At 71.1% G+C, this 24,047-nt stretch carries 24 protein-coding genes; 13 read left to right on the forward strand and 11 right to left on the reverse strand.

The window, feature by feature from the left end:
* The first annotated feature begins 117 nt into the window (after positions 1 to 117).
* Both ACQ5DX_RS10470 and ACQ5DX_RS10475 read left to right on the forward strand, forming a co-directional pair.
* A complete protein-coding gene (locus ACQ5DX_RS10470) occupies positions 118 to 507 on the forward strand; it encodes a hypothetical protein (protein ID WP_430332562.1) in 390 nt (129 codons plus the stop codon).
* Between the two features lie 43 nt (positions 508 to 550).
* The gene (locus ACQ5DX_RS10475) at positions 551 to 913 is read left to right on the forward strand and encodes a hypothetical protein (protein WP_430332563.1); all 363 of its coding nucleotides are present in this window, start codon (positions 551 to 553) and stop codon (positions 911 to 913) included.
* 34 nt (positions 914 to 947) lie between these two features.
* Here ACQ5DX_RS10475 and ACQ5DX_RS10480 read toward each other — a convergent pair whose 3' ends face one another.
* The 4 genes from ACQ5DX_RS10480 to ACQ5DX_RS10495 are packed head-to-tail and all read right to left on the reverse strand — an operon-like array spanning position 948 to position 5,345.
* Positions 948 to 1,943, reverse strand: a complete 996-nt coding sequence (locus ACQ5DX_RS10480; RefSeq protein WP_430332564.1) for an AurF N-oxygenase family protein — start codon at positions 1,941 to 1,943, stop codon at positions 948 to 950.
* Positions 1,940 to 2,854 (reverse strand): prephenate dehydrogenase dimerization domain-containing protein, encoded by a 915-nt coding sequence (locus ACQ5DX_RS10485; RefSeq protein ID WP_430332565.1) that lies wholly within the window; start codon positions 2,852 to 2,854, stop codon positions 1,940 to 1,942. Before ACQ5DX_RS10485 ends, ACQ5DX_RS10480 begins: the two co-directional genes overlap by 4 nt.
* Positions 2,838 to 4,964, reverse strand: coding sequence for an aminodeoxychorismate synthase component I (gene pabB, locus ACQ5DX_RS10490; protein ID WP_430332566.1), 2,127 nt, complete (start codon positions 4,962 to 4,964; stop codon positions 2,838 to 2,840). Before pabB ends, ACQ5DX_RS10485 begins: the two co-directional genes overlap by 17 nt.
* A 6-nt stretch (positions 4,965 to 4,970) precedes the next feature.
* Positions 4,971 to 5,345 carry a chorismate mutase family protein gene (locus ACQ5DX_RS10495; RefSeq protein WP_430332567.1) on the reverse strand — a complete coding sequence of 125 codons (375 nt, stop codon included), beginning with the start codon at positions 5,343 to 5,345 and terminating at the stop codon, positions 4,971 to 4,973.
* A 445-nt stretch (positions 5,346 to 5,790) separates the two neighbouring features.
* Between ACQ5DX_RS10495 and ACQ5DX_RS10500 the strand changes: the two genes are divergently transcribed.
* A complete protein-coding gene (locus ACQ5DX_RS10500; RefSeq protein ID WP_430332568.1) occupies positions 5,791 to 7,035 on the forward strand; it encodes a lipase family protein in 1,245 nt (414 codons plus the stop codon).
* Positions 7,036 to 7,117: 82 nt separating this feature from the next.
* Here ACQ5DX_RS10500 and ACQ5DX_RS10505 read toward each other — a convergent pair whose 3' ends face one another.
* Positions 7,118 to 7,456 (reverse strand): RNA polymerase-binding protein RbpA, encoded by a 339-nt coding sequence (locus ACQ5DX_RS10505; protein ID WP_430332569.1) that lies wholly within the window; start codon positions 7,454 to 7,456, stop codon positions 7,118 to 7,120.
* A gap of 172 nt (positions 7,457 to 7,628) precedes the next feature.
* Between ACQ5DX_RS10505 and ACQ5DX_RS10510 the strand changes: the two genes are divergently transcribed.
* The 3 genes from ACQ5DX_RS10510 to ACQ5DX_RS10520 all read left to right on the forward strand — a co-directional run bounded on the left by ACQ5DX_RS10510 (position 7,629) and on the right by ACQ5DX_RS10520 (position 9,706).
* The gene (locus tag ACQ5DX_RS10510; RefSeq protein ID WP_430332570.1) at positions 7,629 to 7,961 is read left to right on the forward strand and encodes a hypothetical protein; all 333 of its coding nucleotides are present in this window, start codon (positions 7,629 to 7,631) and stop codon (positions 7,959 to 7,961) included.
* An 80-nt stretch (positions 7,962 to 8,041) separates the two neighbouring features.
* Positions 8,042 to 8,212, forward strand: a complete 171-nt coding sequence (locus ACQ5DX_RS10515) for a zinc transporter permease (protein ID WP_430332571.1) — start codon at positions 8,042 to 8,044, stop codon at positions 8,210 to 8,212.
* Between the two features lie 6 nt (positions 8,213 to 8,218).
* On the forward strand, positions 8,219 to 9,706 hold the full coding sequence (locus tag ACQ5DX_RS10520; RefSeq protein ID WP_430332572.1) for an AAA family ATPase: 1,488 nt from the start codon (positions 8,219 to 8,221) through the stop codon (positions 9,704 to 9,706).
* 27 nt (positions 9,707 to 9,733) lie between these two features.
* Here the strand turns inward: ACQ5DX_RS10520 and ACQ5DX_RS10525 are convergent, their stop codons facing one another.
* Positions 9,734 to 10,357, reverse strand: a complete 624-nt coding sequence (locus ACQ5DX_RS10525; RefSeq protein ID WP_430332573.1) for a response regulator transcription factor — start codon at positions 10,355 to 10,357, stop codon at positions 9,734 to 9,736.
* 156 nt (positions 10,358 to 10,513) lie between these two features.
* On the opposite strand from ACQ5DX_RS10525, the gene ACQ5DX_RS10530 reads away from it, so the two are divergent.
* Together ACQ5DX_RS10530 and ACQ5DX_RS10535 are read left to right on the forward strand one after the other, a co-directional pair.
* Positions 10,514 to 11,404, forward strand: coding sequence for a universal stress protein (locus ACQ5DX_RS10530; RefSeq protein WP_430332574.1), 891 nt, complete (start codon positions 10,514 to 10,516; stop codon positions 11,402 to 11,404).
* A 20-nt stretch (positions 11,405 to 11,424) separates the two neighbouring features.
* Positions 11,425 to 11,589 carry a hypothetical protein gene (locus tag ACQ5DX_RS10535; protein WP_430332575.1) on the forward strand — a complete coding sequence of 55 codons (165 nt, stop codon included), beginning with the start codon at positions 11,425 to 11,427 and terminating at the stop codon, positions 11,587 to 11,589.
* Positions 11,590 to 11,637: 48 nt separating this feature from the next.
* Here the strand turns inward: ACQ5DX_RS10535 and ACQ5DX_RS10540 are convergent, their stop codons facing one another.
* On the reverse strand, positions 11,638 to 12,615 hold the full coding sequence (locus ACQ5DX_RS10540; RefSeq protein ID WP_430332576.1) for an Acg family FMN-binding oxidoreductase: 978 nt from the start codon (positions 12,613 to 12,615) through the stop codon (positions 11,638 to 11,640).
* 160 nt (positions 12,616 to 12,775) lie between these two features.
* Here ACQ5DX_RS10540 and ppsA point away from each other — a divergent pair, with 160 nt between their 5' ends.
* Together ppsA and ACQ5DX_RS10550 are read left to right on the forward strand one after the other, a co-directional pair.
* The gene (gene ppsA / locus ACQ5DX_RS10545) at positions 12,776 to 15,082 is read left to right on the forward strand and encodes a phosphoenolpyruvate synthase (protein WP_430332577.1); all 2,307 of its coding nucleotides are present in this window, start codon (positions 12,776 to 12,778) and stop codon (positions 15,080 to 15,082) included.
* Between the two features lie 3 nt (positions 15,083 to 15,085).
* Positions 15,086 to 15,514, forward strand: a complete 429-nt coding sequence (locus ACQ5DX_RS10550) for a CBS domain-containing protein (RefSeq protein WP_430332578.1) — start codon at positions 15,086 to 15,088, stop codon at positions 15,512 to 15,514.
* A gap of 31 nt (positions 15,515 to 15,545) precedes the next feature.
* On the opposite strand, the gene ACQ5DX_RS10555 is transcribed toward ACQ5DX_RS10550, so the two are convergent.
* The 4 genes from ACQ5DX_RS10555 to ACQ5DX_RS10570 form a co-directional block, all read right to left on the reverse strand.
* The gene (locus tag ACQ5DX_RS10555; protein WP_430332579.1) at positions 15,546 to 15,968 is read right to left on the reverse strand and encodes an Hsp20/alpha crystallin family protein; all 423 of its coding nucleotides are present in this window, start codon (positions 15,966 to 15,968) and stop codon (positions 15,546 to 15,548) included.
* An 85-nt stretch (positions 15,969 to 16,053) separates the two neighbouring features.
* A complete protein-coding gene (locus ACQ5DX_RS10560; protein ID WP_430332580.1) occupies positions 16,054 to 16,977 on the reverse strand; it encodes a universal stress protein in 924 nt (307 codons plus the stop codon).
* A 12-nt stretch (positions 16,978 to 16,989) separates the two neighbouring features.
* A complete protein-coding gene (locus ACQ5DX_RS10565) occupies positions 16,990 to 19,461 on the reverse strand; it encodes a glycoside hydrolase family 65 protein (protein WP_430332581.1) in 2,472 nt (823 codons plus the stop codon).
* Positions 19,462 to 19,477: 16 nt separating this feature from the next.
* Entirely contained in the window at positions 19,478 to 20,953 is a 1,476-nt protein-coding gene (locus ACQ5DX_RS10570) for a GAF domain-containing protein (protein WP_430332582.1), read from the reverse strand.
* Positions 20,954 to 21,146: 193 nt separating this feature from the next.
* Between ACQ5DX_RS10570 and ACQ5DX_RS10575 the strand changes: the two genes are divergently transcribed.
* The 3 genes from ACQ5DX_RS10575 (at position 21,147) to ACQ5DX_RS10585 (ending at position 24,041) form a co-directional block, all read left to right on the forward strand.
* Positions 21,147 to 22,013, forward strand: coding sequence for a hypothetical protein (locus ACQ5DX_RS10575; RefSeq protein ID WP_430332583.1), 867 nt, complete (start codon positions 21,147 to 21,149; stop codon positions 22,011 to 22,013).
* A 73-nt stretch (positions 22,014 to 22,086) separates the two neighbouring features.
* Positions 22,087 to 23,379, forward strand: coding sequence for a sensor histidine kinase (locus ACQ5DX_RS10580; RefSeq protein WP_430332584.1), 1,293 nt, complete (start codon positions 22,087 to 22,089; stop codon positions 23,377 to 23,379).
* Positions 23,376 to 24,041 (forward strand): response regulator, encoded by a 666-nt coding sequence (locus ACQ5DX_RS10585; RefSeq protein WP_430332585.1) that lies wholly within the window; start codon positions 23,376 to 23,378, stop codon positions 24,039 to 24,041. Before ACQ5DX_RS10580 ends, ACQ5DX_RS10585 begins: the two co-directional genes overlap by 4 nt.
* The last annotated feature ends 6 nt before the right edge of the window (positions 24,042 to 24,047 follow it).

The raw sequence follows: 24,047 nt of genomic DNA on the forward strand, positions 1-24,047 counted from the left end.
TGCCGCAACAAATTTCACATACAAACCGAAGACCGCCGATTCCTGGCGAAGGAGGCGCCCGGATACTAGCGTCGACACAACCGGACTGCCTTCCGTCCACACAGTTTGGAGACCGCCATGAAACTTCTGAAGGCATCGGCCGCATCGGTTCTCGTCGTCGCTGCGCTCGGCGCAGGGGCCGGCACCGCCTACGCGACACCCGCCCGACAGGCCGTCTCGGGCGATATCTCCGTACCGCTCGCGCAACCCGTCGTCGACAAACAGACGGCGCAGGACGACCTGATGCGGGAGATCAGTATCGGGTGGGACAGAGGCGGTGCGGCCGGCATGGCCACCGGGGCCGGCGTCGGACTCGCGATCGGCTGCGTCTCGATCTTCCCGAACTTCATCGCGGGCTGCATCGTCGGCACCGGCATCGGCGCGGCCATCGGCGCCTACAACGGCATCACGCAGTCGAACCCGAACGTGCAGCCCGCCTTCGACGCGTGGATGAACGCCACACCGTGACGGTGTCGGATCTGCTCGGACGATTCGCGGACGACGACCACACATGAGCAAGCGCATCCTGATCGTCGTCACGAACGTCGGCCACTACGACGACCCGTCTCGTCCGACCGGCCTGTGGTTGTCCGAGCTGACGCACGCCTGGCAGGTATTCGAACAGCACGGATTCGACCAGGACCTCGTCGCCGGTCGCAAGGTCACCGGTTTCGCCTGGCGGGAGGAAGTCCTCGCCCGGGTGGACAAGATCGTGCCCTACAACGCCGAGGCCGAGATGAAGCGGCGCGGCGCCCTCTATCGGAAGGCCAAGCTGCCGTTCGTCTCCTACACCGTGGTCGACGGCAACCTCGTCACCGGGCAGAACCCCGGGTCGGCCGCGGAGACGGCGAAGAAGGTGGTCGCCCTCCTGTGACTCCGACGTGGCCGGTGGGCGACCGCCGCGGAGGTCACCACTCGTAGGGGACCTCGTCGGCCACCCCCAGGTCGTCGCACAGGCGCCGGATCACACCGCAGTCCTGGACCAGCTTCCGACGCGCGGTGTCGTGCGCGGCGTCGGCCACCAGCGCCCCGCCGTCGCGGACATCCTCGGCGTCCATCACGGTCGTCCACGTCGTGAAGTCGTTGGCGCTGAACGCCTCGAGAGCGACGGCGAGACCCGCCAACAGGATTCGCCGGTCATCGGTGCCGAGCCGCTCGTAGACGATCTTCAGCAGTTCCCCGGCGATCGACGCGTGGCAGTACTCGTCGCGTCGATGCAGCACCACGGTGGACCGGTTCACCGGCTGGACGTTCTCGTCGCCGGTGATCAGCCCCAGGTACGAGCTGATCGACGTCTCGGCCACCGTGGTGAATGCCAAACTGACCAGCGCCGATTCGCGCGGGGTGTCGGCCTTCGCGACCGCCGCGCGCTGCCCGCGCACCGTCGGGCCGTACGGCAGTCGCCGCTCCGGCAGGTTCCATCCGCGGCGTCGCCGCGTGAGCGCGCTGGCGTTCAGGTGCATCAGCGTGTGGTACTGCTCGTCCACGATCGCCTGCAGCGTGGCGACGGTCAGGATGTCGCCGAGCCCGGTGCCGAACGCGTCCTGTGACAGCAGCCGGAACCCGGGATTGACGACGTACTGCTCGACGTCCATAACGTTCTTGTTGTAGGCGATCCACGCCCAGGCCAGGACGCGGGCGCGGGTCGGCTCGTCGAGGCGACGGAAGCGGTCGTCGTCGTGGAACGGGATCAACTGCACCGGGTAGTCGTCCTTTTCCGCGTCGAACAGGTCGTCGAGGTCGGGTTCGGGGCGCTTGACGGTGGCCCGGCGCGGCCAGCTGTTCGCGAGCCCGCTGATGATCGCGCTCTCGACCGGGTCGCCCGGATCGAACGGCGGCAACGACGGCAGCCGCAGGAGGGTTTCGTTCTCGGCGGCCTCGTCGCCGAACGGGTTGGCGGTCACGGCGATCCTCCTTCCGGCGGTGGGTCCCGCAGCTGCTCGAACACCGCGGCGCACGTCGCGCGATAGCCCGCGAGGCGGTCGCCGAGCGGCCGCACGGCATCGGCCATGAGATCGGCGAAGGCACGGTCGTCGCCGCGCTCGACCGTCTCGGACAACCGGGTGAGCGCCGACGCCAGCGCCTTTCGCGCCTCGCTCGCCGCCGGGTTGCCGGCCTGGACGTCGTGGTAGACCTCCGGGACGCCGGAGCCGACCCGGGCGAGCAGCGCGAGCAGCGTCGTGTGCGGTGGGGGAGCCGTCGCCGCCAACACGGTGGAGTCGACACCGGTGTCGGCGAGGGCCAGCCCGAACGCCAGGACCGCCGCGTGGGTGAGCGCCTGCGTGGACGCGGTGACGCGGTCGTGTTCGGCGGCGTCGAGGCGAACGACCCGGCCGCCCCAGCTGCCGACCGCATCGAGGTACCGGTCGACGACGGGTCCGGGGTGGTGCACCACCGCCGCCACCGGCCGGCCCGCCATGCCCAGCCCGGGCGCGAACATCGGATTGATCCCCACCGCAGGGCGTTCCGGGGCGCCGTCCCGCAGCGCCTGGTGGATCCGCGTCTTGACGGACAGCGTCTCCACCAGCAGCGCCCCGCGCCGCATGGCACGGTCGACGACGGGAACCGCGGCGACCGCGACGGTCTCGGGCAGCGCCAGCACCACCGTGTCGGCATCGGCGAGGACGGCGCGCACCGGACCCGACGGCGCGGTGACGTCACCGATCAGGGCCGCGCCGCCGTCCGGGCGGACCCGGTCGATCACGGTCACCTCGTCGCCGTCCGAACGTGCCAGGGCAGCGAGCATCGCACCGACCGCACCCGCACCGCCCACGACCGCGACCTGCGCGGCCTCCGAGTCAGTGCGCGTCATCATCGAGTGAAATCTCCTCGGTAGTAGCACCTTTGGATGTAGCCGACAGGCAGCGCCGCATCGTGACGGCCTTGACCATCGTCTCCTCGAGCTCCTCGTCGGGGTCGGACAGCGCGACGATCGCGCCGCCGACACCGAACGTCACCCGGTCCTCCGTCGCCACCATCGTGCGGATGACGATCGAGAAGTCGGCGGTGCCGTTGATCGAGAAGTAGCCGATGGCACCGGAATACACCCCGCGCGGACCTTCCTCGAGCTTGTCGATGATCTCCATGGTCCGCAGCTTCGGCGCACCGGTCATCGAGCCGCCGGGGAAGGCCGCGCGCACGCAGTCGACGCTGGAGACGTCGTCGCGCAGGGTACCGCGCACCGTCGACACCAACTGGTGCACCGGCGCGTAGGTCTCCACGTCGAACAGCTTGGGTACGTGCACCGACCCGGGCACGCACACGCGGGACAGGTCGTTGCGCACCAGGTCGACGATCATCAGGTTCTCGGCGCGGTCCTTCTCGCTGTCGAGCAGGTCCTGGCGCAGCGCCGCGTCCTCCGCGGGCCGCGCGTGCCGCGGACGGGTTCCCTTGATCGGCTTGGACTCCACCACCCGGTCGGCGCCGATCCGCAGGAACCGCTCCGGCGAGGCACTGAGCACCGACACGCCGGAGAACTGCAGCAGCGCGCTGTACGGGGTGGGGCTGATCTCCCGCAGCGTCTCGTAGCTCTGCAGCGGATCGATCGCCCGGTCGACGGTCGCCGCGTTGGTCAGGCACACCTCGTAGGACTCGCCGGACCGGATCTCGTCGAGGCACTGCCCGATCAGCGCCAGGTACTCCTCGTTGCCGTGGCGCAGCCGCGGTTTGGTGTCCTCCTCGAGCTTGACCAGCGGGTGCGGCGGCGGCGCCTCGACGGCCTCGTCGAGCTCCCGGATCTCCGCCTCGACGTGCGCGAACCACTCCGGCACCCGCGGATCCTGCGGGTCCTCGCTCAACGCCAGGAGGTAGCAGGCGCCGCCGAGATGATCGATCACCACCGCGCGGTCGGCGAACACGAACGCCGCGTCCGCGGTCGGCGACGTGTGGACCAGCTGGCTGCCGGCGTCGGCCTTGAGCTCGTAGCCGAGGTAGCCGACGTACCCGAGCCCGAACGCGAACGGCAGGTCGGGTATCGCGGGCACCGCCCGCTCCCGCAGCTGTCGGTCGATGTAGTCGAAGAAGCGCTGGTGGACCTGCTCCACCGGGCGGCCCGCCCGGTGGACGCACACGGTCGTCTCGGCGACCCGGTACGTGAGGTACTCGGCCAGCGGCCCGGAACAGTCGCCCAGCACCGAGAACCGCGACTCCGGTTCGATCGCGGCGCTCCCGTCCAGCCAGAAGCTGCCCGCACCCTCCGCGAACAGCCGCGCGTAGACCGCCTGCGGATCCACCGCCCGGTCCACGCGTCGGCTGTGGACGACGTACTTCGGCGGCGGGGCGGGGGATTCGGCCGGCGGCTCGACCGCAACCGCGGGTCGGGCGCGGCGGCGCGGCGGCGAGTCCTCACGGACCTGCGACAGGTCCCGGAAGTTCGCCAGCAGGTCGTGCCCGTACTGCGTGCAGATCGACTCGGGATGGAACTGCACACCCCACAACGGGTCCGTTCGATGCTTGGCGGCCATGATCAGACCGTCGTCGGTCCATGCGTGCGGCTCGAGCTCCGGCGGCAGATCCTCGACTATCAGGGAGTGGTAGCGCACCGCCCGGAACGGGGACGGCACACCGGTGAAGATTCCGCGTCCGGAGTGCCGGATCGACGACAGCCGGCCATGCATCGGCACCGGCGCCAGTCCGACGGTGCTGCCGAACAGGTGGCACAACCCCTGATGCCCCAGGCACACCCCGAGCACCGGCACCTCCCGGTTCGCGATCGCCCGGGCACTGATCCCGAAGTCGCGCTTGCGGTCCGGCCGTCCCGGCCCGGGGGAGATGACGATGTTGTCGAAGTCGTCCAACGGAACCGACGCCCAGTCGGCGTCGTTCTTCACCACGTGCGGCGGTATTCCGTTCACCTCCGACAGCAGGCTGTAGAGGTTGTAGGTGAACGAGTCGTAGTTGTCGATGAGCAGGGTTCGCGTCGACATGATCCATCAGCCCATTGCGCGCCTGGGGCCACCGTCGGGCCCTATGACGTCGTCCTCGACCCGGCAGGTCTCGGCGATCATCACGTCGTACAACCGTCGCAGAAACTCCGGGGACAGCCCGTTCGCCTGTGCGAACCGTTCGGCGCGGGTCTGCACGAGACCCACCCGGTGAGGCTGCATCATGGGAATGCTTTGCCGCCGCTTGACCTCTGCGATGCGGACGCACACGCCGACACGAGCGCGGATGTCCTCGAGAAGCCGACCGTCGATCGCGTCGAGCTCCGCCCGCAGGCGCTCGAGCTCGGGTTGCTGGTTCGAGAGCATTCCCGCCGGGGGCTCTTCTGAGGTGTTGGCTCTGGTCGAGCCGCTGGTGTCGTCCATGCGCCACCTCGCCTTACGTGTGCTGGACCGGCGCGGTAGTCCCTCAGTTCCTCGAGTTCAGTGAACCCTCGCGTCAGCCGCGATATTCGCCAAGCTGCGTACGTTCTCTCCATGATGTCATGGGTAGGTAGAAGTGGCGAATCTTCGCCGACGATCGATTCCGGCTGAACACCCGGTGCGTCCGGTTCGGTGACGGACCGATCACGACCGCTCCCGATGTGTCCGGATTCGGTTGCGCCGCAGCCGATCATGCGGTATCCGACGCCTCGAATCATTCGTCGCCACAAAGTGGTTCGCGCATCCCCGCAGAAAACCCGACGGCGTCGCATAGGCTGGCTCGCCGTTCGGTCCGAAACAGCATCGGAACGGACGCCGGCGGCCGTCGAAATGCGAGGTCCGGCAGGAACACACCAAATGTGGAAATGCAGTCCGAGGGGGTTTGTGGATGCTGTCACCGCGATTGTCGCCGTCGCCGGCACGGAGACGCGGTCGAGTAGGTAGGGCCGTCGCGGCAGCCCTCGTGATCGGGTGTTCGACGGTGCTCGCGCAGACCGCGGCGTCCGCGGCGCCGTTGTATCCCGTCGCCGACGCGGACGGGTTCTACGGCACCCCCGACGGCCTCGCCGCGCGGTCGCCGGGCGACGTCCTCGCGGTGCGGCGGATGCCGCCGCTGCCGTTCTTCCCGAACACCGCGGTGTGGCAGATCGCATTCCGATCCACGAACTCGCAGAACGCGCCCATCGCCGCGGTCACGACGATCCTGGCACCGGAGAATCGGAGCCCGAACGGCCCGCTGCTGTCGTACCAGCACATCGTCAACGCGCTCGGCACCCGGTGCGCGCCGTCACGCGCGCTGTACACCGACGACCCCGACCTGACGATCCGCGAGGCCCCGGCCCTCAACATCGCGCTCGCGCGCGGCTGGACGGTGGCGTTGCCCGACCATCTCGGGCCCGACAGCGCGTACGGGGCGGCCCGACTCGGCGGACAGATCACCCTGGACGGCATCCGGGCGGCGCAGCGGGTACCCGAGTTGGCGCTCGGAGCGAGCCCGGTGGCGATGGCGGGATACTCCGGCGGCGGCATGGCCACCGCGTTCGCCGCAGCCCTCGCTCCGGCCTACGCGCCGGAGCTGAACATCGTCGGGGTCGCCGAGGGCGGGGTCCCGATGAACCTCGGCAAGATGGCGCAGGCGCTCGGCACCGCACCGCACCCGGTGTTCGGGCTGGCGCTGGCCGCCGCGATCGGACTCGAGCGGGAGTACCCGAACCAGTTGCCCGTCAGCGACCAGCTCAACGCGCGGGGCATCGCGATGCGCGACGCCGTCGCGAACGCGTGCACCAACCAGATCCTCGCGACCGGTGCCGGGCACAGCGCGGCGGAGATCTCGACGACCACCGGCCTGCTCGACAGCCCGGCCGCCGCGGCGGTGCTCGCCGACAACAGCGTCGAGGACTACCCCGGGGTGCCGACCGCCCCGGTGTTCGAATGGCACAGCCCCACGGACGCCCTGATTCCGGTCGACTCGATCGACGCCACGATCCGGCGGTACTGCCGGGCAGGTGCGACCGTCGAGTCGGAACTGTTCCCCAGCCCGGACCACCTCACCACCGCGGTGCTCGGGGCGCCGAGGGCGCTGGAGTACCTCGACGCGCGGTTCCGGGGTGAGCCGGCACCGCGCAACTGCTGACCGGACCCGTTTCGGTCCGGAAACAGTCCGGCGCCGCCACGGATGACCGTGGCGGCGCCGGACTGGGATCTGTGTGCGGTCGTTACGCGCCGCGACGCTTGGCCTTGAGCAGGTCCAGGCGCTCCTTCAACAGCTCCTCGAGCTCCTCGACCGAACGACGCTCGAGCAGCATGTCCCAGTGGGTGCGCGGGGGCTTGACCTTCTTCACCTCGGGCGCGCTGCCCTCGAGGAGGGTGCCTTCGAGGCCGTTCTTGCACAGCCAGGTGCCGGGGATCTCGGCTTCGTCCGCGAACGGGACGTCGAACTCTTCGCCGTTGTCGCACCGGTACCGGGCGATGCGGCGGGGTGCCAGGTCGTGGTCGCGATCGGTCTCGTAGCTCACCGCTCCGAGTCGACTGCCTCGAAGTACACGATCTGCCATGGTGTGTCCTCTCTTCGTTCGTCACCGCGCCAGGTCGCCTCGAGCGGCTCACCGAGCGTTCACAACCATCTACAACGTCCCGAAATCCCGAATCGTTCCCGAGATTTCCGTGCATGCGGCCGCACCATCTTACCGGGGCCGTGTCCGGCGGCCCGCAGTAAGGTGTTCGACCATGGCCGCAGCTTCCCGCAAACCCGTCTCGTGCGCGTGGTGTGGGCGGGACGTCGCCTCGGTGGCAGTCGGCCGCCGTCGCCGGTACTGCCGTCAGTCGTGCCGCCAACGCGCCTACGAGCAGCGCAACGCCGTGAAGGGGACCTCGATCCCGGCCGACGCGGTCGTGCTCACCGCGGAGGAGGCGTCGGCGCTGTCCGACCGGATGTTCGAACTGCGCTGCGCCGCGGAAGACATCGCCACCGCGATCGCCGAGGACGCCGACCGCACCGAGCTCACCGATCTCGCGGAGCGACTCGTCGCGATGGCCCGCGACGCCGAGCGGTACCGATAGATCGAGAATCGCTACCACGGCGCCGCCGACGCCACTAGCGTGGACAGCGTCAGAGTGGAGACGATCGAGAGGCAGGGGTCATGACATCGTCCGAACATCATCCGCACGACCCGTCCGATCACCCGCACGTCCACGGCGAGAACTGCGGACACGAGAAGATCCAGCACGGCGACCACGTCGACTACCTCCACGACGGCCACCGGCACGCCGAGCACGAGGGCCACTACGACGAGCACGGCGAGGCCGACTGACGACCGGTGGATGTCACCGCCGACCAGCCGTACGGCGCGCTACACGAGACGCATTCGGGAGTCGTGCTGCTCCTCGGGGACCGCGTGTACAAGGCGAAGAAGCCGATCCGCACCGAGTTCCTCGACTTCCGCACCCGCGACGCCCGGCGCGCCGTGTGCGCACGTGAGATCGAACTGAACCGGCGCCTGGCCCCCGACGTGTATCTCGGTGTCGTCGAACTGCCCGACCCGGCCACCGGGGAGGGCGAACCGCTGGTGGTGATGCGCCGGATGCCCGAGGCAGCCCGGCTGTCGACGCTGGTGCGCGACGGCACGATGGGCAGCGATGTGGGGGCCCGGATCGACGCGATCGCCGACACCGTCGCCCGCTTCCACGCCGGGGCGCAGCGCGGGGCCGAGATCGCGGCCGAGGGCACCGTCGACGCCGTTCGCCGGCGGTGGTGCAACAACATTCGCGAGACGCGGGCGCTCGACCAACACGTCCTCGACGACGGCCGGCTCGACGCACTCGAACGGCGCGTGCTGCGCTACCTGGACGGTCGCGGCCCGCTGTTCGCTGAGCGCATCGACGCCGGCCGCATCGTCGACGGGCACGGCGACCTGCTGGCCGACGACATCTTCTGGCTCGACGACGGCCCGCGCATTCTGGACTGCCTCGAGTTCGACGACCGGCTCCGCTACCTCGACGAGATCGACGATATCGCCTGTCTGGCAATGGATCTCGAGTTCCTGGGCCGAGCAGATCTGGCCGCGCGGCTGTTCGACCGGTACACGGGGGCAGCCGACGACCCGGCGCCGGCGTCGCTGCGCCACCACTACGTCGCGTACCGCGCGTTCATGCGGGCCAAGGTCGACTGCGTCCGCTACCTGCAGGGCCGGGAGGAGTCGGCGGGCGACGCGCTGCGCCACGCCGCCCTCGCCGAGGACCACCTGGACCGCGGCGCCGTCCGGCTGGCGCTCGTCGGCGGGCTGCCCGCCACCGGGAAGTCGACGATCGCGAAGGCCCTGGCCGCGGAGGTGGGCGCGGTGCTGGTGTCGAGCGACGCGGTCCGGCGCGAGCTGTTCGCCGGCGAACGCGCCGCCGACCCGGATCCGGGCTACGGCCGCGGCCGCTACTCGGGAGAGGCGACCGCCCGCGTGTACGCGGCGCTGCTGGACCGGGCCCGCACGCACCTCGACCGGGGCGAATCGGTCGTGCTCGACGCCTCCTGGACCGACGCCGACCGACGCGAACACGCGTCGGAGGTCGCCGCGGCGGCCCGCGCCGATCTGGTGCCGCTGCGGTGTGTCGCCCCTCCGGAGGTCACCGAACATCGCCTCCGTGCCCGCGGCGCCGACCACGACTCCGAGGCGACCCCCGACATCGCCCGTGTGATGGCCGGGGCGGCGGACCCGTGGCCGGACGCCACCGCGGTCGACACCGGCGGGTCGGTCGACGACGCGCTGGTCGCCGCGACCGACCGATGGGTCTGTGCCGCACGCGGCGATCAGTGACCGCCCGCGCGAGCCGCCGTGGAACCGTCAGCGCGTGTCCGCGCGCGCCTGCAGCCGCGCGGCCAGCACCGCCGCCTGGGTGCGGCGCTCGACCCCCAACTTGGCCAGCAGCCGCGAGACGTAGTTCTTGACCGTCTTCTCCGCCAGGAACATCCGCGCGGCGATCTGCCGGTTCGTGAGCCCCTCGCCGAGCAGCGTGAGCAGCCGCCGCTCCTGCGCCGTCAGGTCCTCGGGCAGCGGGTCCCGCCGCGGCGGGACCGCGGGCGCCGCGGGGAGCGCCAACGTGCGGCCCGCACCGACCTCGCGGACCGCCTCCACCAACTGCATGCCGCGAATGTCCTTGACGACGTAACCCTTCGCACCGGCCGCCGCGGCGTCCCGCATCGCCCGCTCGTCCCGGAACGAGGTCACGATCAGGCAGCGCAGATCCGGCATCCGCGTCCGCAGCTGGCGGCACACGTCGATTCCGCTGCCGTCGGGCAGGCGGACGTCGAGCAACACCACATCCGGCCGCAGCGCGGGAATGCGGGCCAGCGCCTGGGAACGGGTCTCGGCCTGGCCGACCACCCGCATGTCGTCGTCCGCATCGACGAGTTCGGCGAGGCCGCGGCGCACCACCTCGTGATCGTCCACGAGGAACACAGTCAGCATCTCGGCACCTCCCGGGTGCGTATGAGCCGATGGTACGACGATCCCGGCCGTCCAGAGGCCCGGCCCGACCCGCCGGGGTGCGGGTGACTTCCGGCCCTACCCGCGCTCGCCGACCGTGGCGACGATGGGGGCACTCGAGTGTGTGGAGGTTCCACCGTGGACACAGTCGAGACGAATGCACCGGTCGTCGTCGGAATCGACGGTTCCGACTCGTCCTTCGACGCGGTGGGCTGGGCCGCGCGCGAATCCCGTCTGCACGGCTGCCCGCTCCACCTCGTCTCCGCGCTGGGGGCGCCCACCCCGTACGGCGACGGCATCCGGCTGCCGCCGAGCTACTTCGCCGACCGCGACCGGGCCGTCCACGGGCACCTCGCCCGGGCCGCGGCGATCGCCCGGGACGTCGACAGCGCCGCGGCGGTCACCGAGATCACCACCGCGGTCCTCGAGGGTCCCGCCCGTCCCGCGCTGATCGAGGCCTCCAAGTCGGCCCGCATGGTGGTCGTCGGCAGCCGCGGGCTCGGCCAGGTGACCGCCGCACTCGCCGGATCGGTCGCGGTCGCGCTCGCCGCGCACGCACACTGCCCGATCGTCGTGCTGCGTCCACCGGCCGCGCCGACGCCGGGCGGAGGGATGGTCGTCGTCGGCATCGACGGCACCGAGAACAGCCGACCCGCGTTGGCGGCCGCACTCGAGGAGGCGGCGCTGCGGGGCGTCGGACTGGTCGCGATGCACACGTGGTCGCCGTCCACGCTGTCGACCGTGTTCGACGATCAACTCGACCTGCCCTGGGACGAGGTGGAGGTGGCCGAGCAGGCGGTCCTCGCCGAGAGCCTCGCCGGTTGGGCCGAACGCTATCCAGAGACGCGCGTGTCCCGTGTCGTCGTCCGCGGCAACTCGGCCGACGAACTGCGCGCCCGCGCGGCCGAGGCGGCACTGCTGGTGGTCGGCACCCACGGCCGCGGCGGCTTCGCGGGCATGCTCGTCGGCTCCACCAGCACGGTGCTGCTGCACTCGGCGACCTGCCCCCTGATGATCGTCCGGTCGTGACCCTACGGAGAGGACACAGCGTGGACAGCCCCGACGCACAGATCTTTCTCCTCACCGGGGCATCGGTGGCGGTGCCCGAGGCGATCGCCTACGCGTACACCCGTCGCCGCCCGTGCGTGGTCCTCGGGGCCACAGCGGACACCGGACCGGGGGAGGTGGCGGTGACCGACCCGGTCCGCCCCTGAGCGCGGACCCCGGGAGCCGCCGGCCCACGCCGGCGCCTCGTCAGCGGATCAGCCCTCCCACACCTCGGCGATCGGCCGGCGGCGAGTGGACGGCAGCGCGCCGCCGCGGCCCGCGCCGAGGCGCACCACGACCTGGGGGAAGGTGAGTCGTCCGCCCCCGGCGGCGGCTGCGTCGCCGACGATGCGTCGACTCGCCGCGACCTCGGTGAGATGGGTGACCGGGCATGTCGCCAGCCCGCGCGCGGTGGCGGCGAGCAGGACATGCGAAAGAGCCTCACCACTGCGCAGCCAGTCCAGCCGGGTATCGGCGTCGGTGCCGATCACCGCGAGCGCCGCCTCGTCCGGTCCCGCAGACGCGGCGGCGAGGGACCCGATCGGGAACTCCCGCCCGACCGGGACGGCGCCCTCCATCGGCAAGGCCGTGTCCGGGATTCCCTCGGCGGACGGCTTGTGCCCGGCCCACCAGTACAGCTCCGCGTGATACGCCGGGTCGTAGCGGCGTACCGCCGCGGTGCACCGGGCGGCCTCCACCATCCGCGGCTGAGCATCGGCGCCGAGCAACGTGAGCGACACAGCGAACCGCTCGGCCACGCCGGCACCGAGCCCGCGCACCCCCTCCGGTGGGGGCGGACCGAACGGGCGGCGATCGGTTCGCCGCAGCTCGATCGCCCGCCGCATCGCGGCGCTCTTCGCCTCGGAGGCCGCCACCCGCTGCGCCGACAACGGCGCGAACGTGATCGACGCCAGGTGCATCGGATCCGCCGGATCGGGCAGCAGTTCGGTGACCGCGTCGACCCCGTACCGCGTGACCGCCACCTCTAAGTGGTGGAGCGCGGTTCCGCAACTGATCACCATCTGGCGGCCCAGCGGGTCCGCGACCGGCACGGCCCGCGCGGTGTCCACGTGCAGGTGCAGGCACTCGCCGGCCATGCGCCATCGCCACGGCTGACTGTTGTGCAGCGACGGCGCACCGCACGCGGTCGCGACCGCCGCGCGGATCTCCTCGATTCCGGGACGGGCCATCATTCACCAAGTCTCGTCGCCGCCGGTCGGCCGGGGCAAGGGCCGTAGTCCCCGCCGACCTTCGCGCGCCGGCGCGTCGAGCAGATGACCTTGGGCCCTGTGGCGGTGACGGCCCCGGGTGTTTGCTGAGTACAGGCAGCCGCATCCACCCCGAGGAGCGCAGATGACAGCCCAGGCGTCCCCCGCGGGACAGCGGTGGACCACCCCGATCGACCGCCTCGGCCCCGCGGACGCGCCATCGGTGGGCGGCAAGGCCGCCAACCTCGGCGAACTCGTCCGCGCCCAGTTCCCGGTGCCGCCTGCGTTCGCGATCCCCGAACAGGCGTATCTCGCCGCGATGGACGCGGCCGGTATCCGCAGCGAACTCGCCACCCGGGGCGCGGTGTGCCGGGCCGCCGACGACGCCGCGCTCGACCGGGAAGCGCGGGAACTGCAGGCCCTCGTGCGCGGGGTCACCCTTCCGGATGCGATGCGCGCCGAGATCTGCCGCACCTACGACGATCTCGGCGACGACGTCCCGGTCGCGGTGCGCTCCTCGGCGCCCGCGGAGGACGCCGCCGACACCTCCTTCGCCGGCATCCACGAGAGCTACACCGACGTCGTCGGCGACGACGCGCTGATCGACGCGGTCCGCGACTGCTGGGCGTCGCTGTGGACGCCGCGCGCGCTGACGTACCGCAGCCTGCGCGGCTACGAGGACGAGCCGTCGATCGCGGTCGTGGTCCAGCGGATGGTCCGCTCCGACTCGTCGGGTGTCGCGTTCACCGCCGATCCGCGCACCGGCGCCCGGGACCGCATCGTCGTCGAGGCCGCCGTCGGCCTCGGAGAGGTGATCGTCGGCGGACAGGTGGAACCCGACACCTACGTGCTGTCGAAGGACGATTTCTCGCTCCTGGACAAGCACATCGGCAGCCAGGCGTTCGCGATCCGCTCCGGGCCCACCGGCGACCAGCGGGTGGACCTGTCACCCGACGAGGGCACCCGACAGGTGCTCGACACCGCGAGAGTGCAGGAGATCGGGAAAGTCGCTGCGGCCGTGGAGAAGCACTACGGCGCCCCGCAGGATCTCGAGTTCGCCGTCGAGGACGGTCAGCTGTGGCTCGTCCAGACCCGGCCGATCACCACGTTGGGGGAGACGACCGGCGCCGACACCCGGCCCGCCCGCGACACCCGCACGCTGCTCGTCCACGGTCTCGGCGCCGGCCCGGGAACCGCCAGCGGCACCGCGCGCGTCCTCACCGCCCTCGCGGACTCCGCGCGCCTTGCCGACGGCGACATCCTCGTCGCCCCGATGACCCGCCCGGACTGGCTGCCCGTGCTGCGCCGGGCCGCCGCGATCGTCACCGACGGCGGGGGCGTGACCTGTCACGCGGCGATCGTCGGCCGCGAACTCGGCCGGCCGGTCGTCGTCGGCACCCACGACGCCACCACCGTCATCGAGGACGGCGCCCTGATCACCGTCGACGGCGACAGCGGCAGCGTGTACGCCGGGGCCGTGACACCCGCGCAGCCCACCCGGACCGAACCGGCCACACCCGTCGCCGGGGCCGGCGAGACCACGGCCACCGCGCTGTACGTCAACCTCGCGACCCCGGACGCCGCCGACGCGGTGGCCGCCACCGACGTCGACGGCGTCGGCCTGCTCCGCGCCGAGTTCATGATCACCGGCGCGCTCGGCGGCAAGCATCCCGCCGCGATGATCGCCGCCGGTCGCCGCCAGGAGTACGTCGACGAGATGGCGGCTGGTGTCGAACACATCGCCGCGGCGTTCGCGCCGCGCCCCGTCGTCTACCGGGCCGTCGACCTGCGCTCGAACGAGTTCGCCGAGCTCGAGGGCGGCGACGTCGAACCGGACGAGGACAATCCGATGATCGGCTACCGCGGCTGCTTCCGGTACGTGCGCGAACCCGCACTGTTCGGCCTCGACCTGGACGTGCTGCACCGGGTGCGGCGGCGGCTGCCGAACGTGCACCTGATGATCCCGTTCGTCCGCACCCGCTGGGAACTCGCCGAATGCCTCGCCCAGCTCGACGCCCACCCTCTGGGCGCCGACCGCGGCATGCACCGCTGGATCATGGCCGAGGTCCCGTCGGTCGCCTACTGGATCCCCGCGTACGCGCGCCTGGGCATCGACGGCGTCTCCATCGGCAGCAACGACCTCACCCAGCTGATGCTCGGCGTGGACCGCGACTCCGAGGTGTGCAAGGACCTGTTCGACACCATGGACCCGGCGGTGCTCGACGCGATCGACCGCATCATCGACCGCGCCCACGCCGCCGGGCTGACCACGTCGCTGTGCGGGCAGACCGTCTCCACGGATGCCCGCCTGGCCGAACACCTCGTCCGCCGCGGCATCACCTCGGTGTCGGTGACCGCCGATTCCGCGGCCCGCACCCGCCGCGTCGTCGCGGCCGCGGAGCGACGGATCCTCCTCGACCACGCCCGCGCCGCGTCCCGAGCCGGGGAGTGAGCCGTGCGCGCCGGCGACATCATGACCCGACGGGTGGTCACCGTGGGCGAAGACGCCACGCTCGCGCACGCCGCCCACCTGCTCGGCACCGCCCCCGAAGCGACCCTGCAGGTGGTCGACGCGGCGGGACATCTGGTGGGCATCCTCACCGCCACCCACCTGCTCGAGCGCATCCGGATCGCCCTGTCCGCCACCGACCTCACGGCCGCGGTGCCCGGGGTGGTCGCCGACGCCATGACCACCCCGGTCCTGGCGATGCGCGCCGAGACCGACATCGAACACGTCGCCGCCGCGCTCGCCGACACCGACACCTACGCGGTGCCCGTCGTCGACGGCTTCACCCCGATCGGCACCATCACCCGCCTCGAACTGGTGCGCGCGCTGACCGGCGCCGCTCCGACCGCGACCCCACCACCGCGGAACCCGTCGTGACCACCGCCGTCGGCGCCGCGCCCGGCGACCGTCAGTCGGCGGGCTTGATCTCGATGTGCCTGGCGCCCCGCTCCTTCGGCACGAGAGCGACCGTCACCTCGAGAATCCCCTTCGAGTAGCTCGCGTCCACCTGGTCCTCGTCCGCGCCGGCCGGCAACGTCACCGTCCGGCTGAACGAGCCGTACGCGAACTCCGACCGCCCGCCCTCCGACTTCTCCTCCGAACGTTCGGCCTCGATCGTCAACTGGCCGTCCTGCACACTGACCTTGATGTCCTGGGCCGGATCGAGCCCGGGCAGCTCGGCCCGCAGCACGTACTTGTCCTCCTCGACCCGGTCCTCGACCCGAATCAGGTTGCCGCCGAACGGTGGACGGAACCCGGTGACGGGGAAGGCGTCGAACAGCTCGGTCAGATCGGGAAAGACGGACCGGCGACGTGCGGGAACATGCGACATGACCACTCCTCGCTGTCGTGCAACCACGGAATCGGCTGCACACCCCATTCGACTCCGATCCCACGGAACAGGGGAGGGCCCTTCGTCACTCGGGAACCTCGCGAGACTCGCGACACACCATCACCGGACACCGTGCATGGTGCAGCAGGTTCTGGCTCGTCGACCCCAGCAGCACACCCCGGATCCGGCTGCGCCCCCGGCTGCCGACCACCACCAACTGCGCGCGGCGCGACCAGTCCACCAGCACGCGGCCCGGACTGCGCCGCTCGAGACGCTCGTCGACCTCGACGTCCGGGTACTGCGCGGCCCACCCGGCGACGCCCTCGGCGAGGACTGCGCGCGCCTCCGCCTCCACCTGCGGCCAATCCACCAACCGGTATGCCCCGTGCCGGTCCACCGGCCGATCCGGGCCCCACGCGTGGACGGCCACGAGGGGGACACCGAACAACGCCGCGTACTCGAACGCCGCCGCCACCGCCCACACACTCGACTCGCTGCCGTCCACCCCGACCACGACCGGCCGCGCATCGGGGCGCGGCACCCGCGCACCCCGGCAGATCACCACCGGGCACCGCGCATGATTGGCGATCCGCTGGCCCGTCGACCCCACCAGCGCCGCGCCGATCGTCCCCGCACCCGTCGCCCCGAGCACCATCAGCGCGGCGTCCGCGCCGACGTCGAGCAGCGCCGGCGCCGCCGGGCCCGGATAGATCCCAGTGGTGAACTCGACGTCGGGATGCTCGTCGGCCAGCTGGGCCCGCGCCCGCGCCGTCACGTGCTCCGCCGACTCCCGCAGCTGCTCGTCGAACTGCGCCTGGACCAGGACGGCCGCCCCGTTCAGGTACACCCCCGGCGTCGGCAACGCGTGCGCCACCAGCAGCGGCGCCCGCCGCAACCCGGCCACCCGCGCCGCCCAGTCCAGCGCATCGAACGCGGCGTCGGACTCGTCCACCCCGACCACCACACCGCGCCGGCCCGAGCCCTCGTTCACGCCCGTCTCGTCGTCCATGTGCACCGCCCCTCACGACCCGTCCGCGGCGACGGTCACCCATTCACCGGCCGCCAACTCGTACTCCTGACCGTGGATGTCGACCCGGATCGGTGCGGCCGCACTCACCTTCGTCGACACGGTCACCTCCTTGTGATCGCACCGCAGATGAACCCAGTGATCGCGGTACCGGATGTCGAACTCCAGCACCCGCAACTCGTCGGGCAGCAGCGGATGCAACCACAGCACGTCCCCGCGGATGTCGAAACCCGTGTAGCACCGCTGCAGGATGTCGATGCTCCCCGCCATCGCACCCAGGTGGATGCCCTCCCGCGTGGTTCCGCCCTGCGTGTCCGACAGATCCGCCTCGAGCGACTCGCCGAGCATCTGCCACGACCCCCGCCGGTCGGCGCGCGCCAGCACCCACGCGTGCGCCACCCGGCTGAGCGTCGACCCGTGCGTCGTCCGCGCCAGGTAGTACTCGACGGTGTCCGGGATCGTCGCCGGATCGAACGGGTACCCCAGCTCGTGGACGAGGGCCGTCAGTTCCTCCGCGGTGAACAGATACAACAGCATCAGCACGTCCGCCTGCTTCGACGCCCGGTACCGGACACAGCTGTCGCCCTCGGCCTCCAGGATCAGATCCAGCCGCCCGATGTTGCCGTACTTCTCCCGATAGGCCGCCCAGTCCAGCTCTGCCAGCGACTCGTACCCCTCGAACTGGGCCGGCAGCCCGTTGTCGAGGAAGCACAACCGCAGCCGCCGCCGCAGCCGGTCCCACAACTCGAGTTCGGTGTCGTCGACGTCGAGCCGTTCCCACAGCCCGACGTCCTCGTTCTCACCGAGGATCCGATACGCATCCAGCGCCCGCGCCAACGACCACGCGATCATCACGTTCACGTACGTGCTGTTGTCGATCCCCGTCCCCGGCCGGTCCGGATACCCGTCGTGGAACTCGTCCGGCCCCATCACCCCACGCACGTCGAACCGGTCCGCGGCCGGGTCGTACACCGCAAAACTCGCCCAGAACCGCGCATTCTCCACCAGCAGTTCCGCGCCGAACGCCGCCAGGAAACCCAGATCGGCGGTCGCCTCCCAGTAGTGCCACACGTTGTAGGCCATCGCCAGGTTCACGTGGTACTGGCGACGGGAATGATCGGACATCCACCGCCCCGACCGCGGATTGAACAGCACCCGCGGCGTCTCCTCCCGGCCGTCGCTGCCGCTCTGCCACGGGATCAACGCACCCTGCAGCCCCTGCGCGGCCGCCAACCGTCGCGCGTGCGGCAGGCGCCGATACCGGTAGAGCAGCAACGCGCGGGTCAGCTCCGGCAGCCGCATGTTCAGCATCGGGAACACGAACAGGTCGTCCCAGAAGACGTGACCGCGATACGCCTCACCGTGCAGTCCCCGCGCCGGCACACCCACGTCCAGATCGGCGGTGTGCGGCGACAGCGTCTGCAGCACGTGGAAGATCTGCACGTTCGCCGCCAGCCGGGGCCGCACCCCGGCGTCGAGCGACACCGCGAACCGCCGCCACAGCGCATCCCACGCCTCGACGTGCCGCGCCAGCAGCTCCTCGTACCCACGCGACGTGTGCGCCGACTCCTGCGCCGCCGACAACGGCTCCGAGATCGCCCGATCCCGCGACGTGTACACCGCGACGATCTTCTCCAGCTCCACACTCTGACCGCGCCGCACCTCCACCGAGACGTGGTCGCTGAAGCCCTCCGGCTCGTATCGGCGCGAATGCGTCGCCGCCACCCCCATCCCGTCGACCCGCAGGCGGGTCCGGGCCGCCTGCGCCACCTGGATCCGCGACTGGCTCGTCTGCGCGCGCAACCAGATGACGTCGGACCCGTAACCCCCCACGGTCACCTCGGTCAGATGCCGGTCGGAGAAGTCGCGCAGATCCGGCACGTTGATGTTCCGGACGTCCCCGTCCAGCGTCGAACGCAACGCCAGCGCACCCGACCAGTTCTCCGGACGCACGACGGTGTCCACCGCCGCCATGTGCGCGTCTGCCATCGACACGATCCGACGCTGCCGCAGACGGGTCCGCCGCCCGGCCCCGTCGACGACCACCGACTCCCGCAGCAACACCCCACCGCGCAGATCGAGCCCCACGTGGTGATGCGCGAACTCGAACCCGCCGGCGGGGGAGAACCACCCGTCGCCGTCGATCCGGAACGTCACCGCGGTCCAGTCCGGAAGATTGACCAGGCTCTCGTCCTCGTGACGCAGCTCGTCGACGATCGAGGTCAGGCGGTTGTAGCACCCCGCCGCGTACACACCCGGATAGTGGACGGCGTCCGCACGGCACTCCGACAACGCACCCCGCGCGCCCATGAACCCGTTCGCCAGGGTGAGCAGCGCCTCCCGCTGACCCTCCGTCGCCGGATCGAAACCGGTGAACATCAGCAGCCATTCGCCGGCGTCACCGGCCGCGGCCGCCAACGCACACAGTTCACAACCAGGATCGAGCGCCGCACCCACCGCCACCATGCCCAGCCCCCTCCGCTCACTCCACCACGGGTGCCGACCAGACGATCCGCGTCCCTCCGCCGACCGCCGAACCGACCTCGAACGTCCCACCGACCTCCTCGGCACGCGCCGCCAGATTCGCCAGTCCACTGCGCTCGACGGGACCGTCGACACCACACCCGTCGTCCACGACCTCCACCGTCACCCGGTTGCCGACGTCCACCGCGATGCGCACGGACTCCGCCCCCGAGTGTCGAACCGCGTTCGCCACCGCCTCGCGCACCACCGCGTCGACGTGATCCGCGACGACCGGCGCCAGGTCCCCGAGCCGCCCCCGAAATCGAACATCTGTTCCCATAGTGCAGTCCGCGGTCAGATCGGCCACTGCGCGCCGCACCCGCTGGCCGAGGGGAGCGGGCTCACCCGCACCGTCGTGCAGGTCGAAGATCGCCGCGCGGATGTCGCCGATGACGGCCTGCAACTCGTCGATCGTCGAATCGATCCGGTCGCGCAGATCCGGTGAGCCGTCGAGAAGCGCCAGCGTGCCATGCAACGACAACCCGGCCGCGAACAACCGCTGGATCACATGATCGTGCAGGTCACGGGCAATCCGGTCCCGATCGGCCAGCAGGTTCAACTCGTTCTTCTCGCGCTGGGCGCCCGCGAGCCGCAGCGCCAGCGCCGCCTGGTCGGCGAACGACGTCATCAGCGCCAACTGGTCCGCGTCGAACGTCGGGCGTCCCCGCCTCCGCATCGTCACGAGCACACCGGTGACCCCGTCCGCGGCACGGAGCGGGACGATCAACGCCGGGCCGAACGCATCGAGCGCGCGGTCGAACGGCGCGTACTCGAGCCCGTCGGAACTGCTCGGCGTGCGCATCCGGAACGCCCGGCCGGTGCTCGAACGCATGACCGGCAGGCGGGCACCGATCGCGCGCACCGACTCGGGACCCGAGGCCACCGCGATCTCCAGTTCGTTCACGTCGTCCGCCGGTGCATCCGGATCGGCCGGCATCGCCAGGAACGACTGGTCGGAGTCGGTGAGTTCGAGCGCGCGGTCGGCAACCAGTTGCAGCGCACGTTCCGGATCACCGCCCGCCAGCAACTCGGTGCTCACGTCCTGCAGCGCCTCGAGCCGCCGCCGACCCACCTGCGCCTGGTCGTAGAGGCGGGCGTTGTCGATCGCGACGCCGGCCGCCGACGCCAGCGCACGGACGAGCGTCTCGTCATCGACCGTGAACGGCACTCCCTGCCGCTTCTCGCTCAGATACAGGTTCCCGAACACCCGACCGCGCACCCGGATCGGCACCTCGAGGGACGCGCACGTCGGCGGTTGTCCCGCCGGAAATCCGGTGCCGACATCGTCCCGAACGCCGACGGCACCGTACTGCGCCCCGGTCAGCCGCATGCCCGCGGCGGCGACGCGGCGCAGCGTATCGGGCAACTCGAGACCCGACGTGACATCCAGCAACGCCTCGACGAGACCCTCGAGCCGATCACTCGTACGAGTCACAGCGCCATTGTTCCACGCGGCGAGCTGCGCAGACGGCCTCATTCGACGGGTGGAGATCTCCGACCGGGGTAGGAGAAGTCGGGCGGCGAAACATCCTCCCGCAGCCTGACGAATTCCGTCGCGCCGGTTCATAGGCTGACAACCCACAGCCCCGCACGCCGCCCATCGACGGCCTCGACACCGAGGAAACCCCTTGCCCAGCAACGCATTGCCGCACTCCACCCGCATCACCGATCGTGCGCTCACCGCGCTCACCGCGCTCACCGCGCTCGCCGCCGGCGCCGCAACTCTGATCGTCGCCTTCGTCGCGGCCCCTCGTGTCCTGGCATCGGCATGGTCGGGGCGCAGCTTCGGCAATCAGGACGAGCTCGTCGCCGTCGTTCGGGAGGCGTTCGTGGACTACTGGGCTTCCGGCGAATCGGGCCTTTCCCCGCAGCTCCACGCCGTGACCGACTACTGGGCGCGCTACCACGTGGTCAAGGCCGTCATCGCGGCACTCACCCTCGCCACGGTCGTGGCGTTCGGCATTCTGCTCGCGAAGAAGCCCGCGGTGTCCGGCGACCTCGGGCCGGGCCGGCGAACGGTCCGCGCCGGGGCCGGTGTGCTCGCCGCGATACTCGCGGTGGTCTCGGTGGCCGCGCTGATGGCCAACATCCAAGGCGCGGTCGCGCCGTTCTCGTCGCTGCTGTCGCTACTACCGATCGGCGAACGCGGGGGAGACCTCCCCGACATCGTCGGCCAGATCGGACAACAGTTCGCCGATGGGCAATGGACGCCGCCCCTCGCGGCGATGATCGACGACTTCGCCCGCTACCACGCAGCGATGGGCGTGATCGCCGGCTGCGCGGCGGCGATCCTCCTCGCCTCGAGCGCGCTGTCGTGGACACGATTCGTGCGCGCAGGCGAATCCGATCGGCAGGCGCGCCGCACGCCAGATCTGGTCGGCGTTTTCTCCACGGTGATGTCGCTCGCGCTGATCGTCGTCGCGGCGGCGAACGCGGGCACCGCGGCGGACCCGGCACCGGCGCTCGCCGCCTTCTTCGACGGCGGGGTGCTGTGAGAGGCGGCGCAGGCCGTACCGTGTTGCTGTCCGCGCGTCGGACCGCACGCAACCACCGTCGACGGGAGCGCCGATGACCGAACCGGACACCCGGAGCCGACCCCGTCGAGCCGTGCAGGGGCCGGGCGAGTGGTGGCGCGAATGGGTGTCGGACGCCCCGCGGGCTTCCGCACCCGGCCGGCTCGAGATCGCCTACGGAAATCTACGAACGTTCGTCGGCCGCCACCCGGCGACGGCCGACGTCGTGCCCGCGCTCACGATGGCGGCATCGACGGTGCCCCAGCTCGCGTATCACGCGCGGCACAACACCGCACAGTTCGGCACGTACCTGCTCTTCACCGTGCTGCTGGTGGTGCCGCTGATCTGGCGACGACGCTTCCCGCTGTCCACGTTCGCCGTCGCCTCCATCGTGGCCTCGGTCCAGTGGATCGCGGGAGTGGAACTCACGGCCGACGTGAGCCTGCTGATCTACCTGTACACCGTGGCCAGCCGGTACCCGCTCAGGGTCGCGCTCCTGGCCGCGGGCGTGGTCGAGGTCGGCGCGTTGATGGCCGCCACACGGTGGCCGCTGACCCTGCACTGGTTCGAGATGTTCGTGCTGCTGTCCGGTCCGGTGCTCGCCGCCCTGACGCTGGGAGTGAACGTCCGCAATCGACGAAACGTCGTGAACGCACTCGGCCGGCGCGCGGAACAACTCGAACGCGAGCGAGACCAGCAGGCGACGATCGCGGCCGCGGAGGAACGGACCCGCATCGCCCGGGAGATGCACGATGTCATCGCCCACAGCCTGCTAGTCATGGTGACCCTCTCCGAGGGCGCCGCCCTCAAACAGGCACGCGAACCGGACCGCGCTGCCGAGGCGATGCGCCAGGTATCGAGCACCGGCCGCCAGGCACTCGACGACGTGCGCCGACTGCTCGGCGTGCTCCGCACCGAGACCACGACACAAACCCGTCAACCGCAGCCCGGCATCGCCCAGATCGACGGACTGCTCGATCAGGTCCGCGCGACCGGGCTCGCCGCCGACGCGACCGTCACCGGCACACCCTGCGCGTTACCACCGGGCGCAGAGCTCACCGCCTATCGCATCGTGCAGGAAGCCTTGACCAACACGCTCAAACACGCCGTCCGCCCGACCCGCGTCGGCGTCGCCGTCCACTGCGGACTCGACTCGGTGTCGGTGGACGTGCACGACGACGGCGCCCGACCGGCCCGTGCAGAAGCCTCCGGGACGGCCGGGCACGGCGTGGCGGGCATGCGCGAGCGCGCCGCCGTCTACGACGGGACGGTCACCGTCGGCCCCGACGCGTCCGGCGGCTGGCGCGTGCACGCCCACCTGCCGCTGCCCACAGGCGGTGCCCGATGAGCATCCGCGTCCTGCTGGTCGACGACCAAGCACTCATCCGCACCGGGTTCCGGATGATCCTCGAGGAAGCCGACGACATCGACATCGTGGGGGAGGCACCGAATGGCGCGGAGGCTGTCCGGTTGACCGCCGACCTGGACCCGGACGTGATCCTGATGGACGTCCGCATGCCCGGACTCGACGGCATCGACGCCACCAAGCAGATCGTGGCCCGCAACGCCGCGGCACGGATCCTCATCCTGACCACCTTCGACCTCGACGAGTACGCCTTCGCCGCGCTCCGCGCCGGTGCCAGCGGATTCGTCCTGAAGGACATTCCCGTGGACGAACTGGCCCGAGCCATCCGTTCGGTGGCCAGCGGCGACGCCGTCGTGTCTCCACGGGTGACCCGCCTGCTCCTCGACATTCACGCCACGCGACTTCCGGACGTCCGAGACGGATCCACCGGCCCCGTGCCGGCTGCGCTCGTCCGGCTCACCGCCCGGGAGACCGAAGTGCTGACGGAGGTGGCGCGGGGCCTGTCCAACACCGAGATCGCCGAGAAGCTCGTGGTCTCCGAGGTCACCGTCAAGACACACGTCGGCAGCATCCTGGCCAAGCTGGACCTGCGCAACCGAGTCCACGCCGTCATCTACGCCTACGAGGCCGGTCTGGCGCCCTGACGCCCG

The sequence above is a fragment of the Rhodococcus sp. ACT016 genome (genome assembly GCF_050477185.1).
Taxonomy (GTDB): domain Bacteria; phylum Actinomycetota; class Actinomycetes; order Mycobacteriales; family Mycobacteriaceae; genus Prescottella.